Origin of the sequence: Marinobacter sp. UBA3607 (assembly GCF_002375525.1) — a bacterium.
Lineage (GTDB): Bacteria > Pseudomonadota > Gammaproteobacteria > Pseudomonadales > Oleiphilaceae > Marinobacter > Marinobacter vinifirmus.
Map to the genome: position 1 here is coordinate 4,694 of NZ_DFLY01000006.1, position 400 is coordinate 5,093.

General features: G+C 59.0%; 1 protein-coding gene. It reads left to right on the forward strand.

The features are described from left to right. Window positions 1-400: glyceraldehyde 3-phosphate dehydrogenase NAD-binding domain-containing protein (locus B2589_RS01425; protein WP_286815380.1), on the forward strand; the 400-nt coding region annotated here is incomplete at both ends.

The window sequence follows — 400 nt, forward strand, 5'->3', positions numbered from 1 at the left end:
GACCACCTGCAGGTGGTCGCGATTAACGAGTTGTCAGACATCGACACCATTGCTCACCTCACCAAATACGATTCCACCCACGGGCGGCTCAATGGAAAGGTGGCGGTGGAAGGCGATGACCTGATTGTGAACGGCGACCGCATCCGCGTATTGCGGCACCCTGAACCCGAGGAACTGCCCTGGCGACTACTGGATGTGGATCTGGTGCTGGAATGCTCCGGCGCGTACTCCGACCGTGCCACAGCGGAAAAACATATTGAAGCCGGTGCCCAGCGCATGCTGTTTTCCCAGCCGGGTGACCCGGATGTTGACCGCACCGTGGTCTATGGCATCAACGATGGTGACCTTAACCCGCAGGATGTGATTGTGGCTGCAGGTTCCTGCACCACCAACTGCCTGG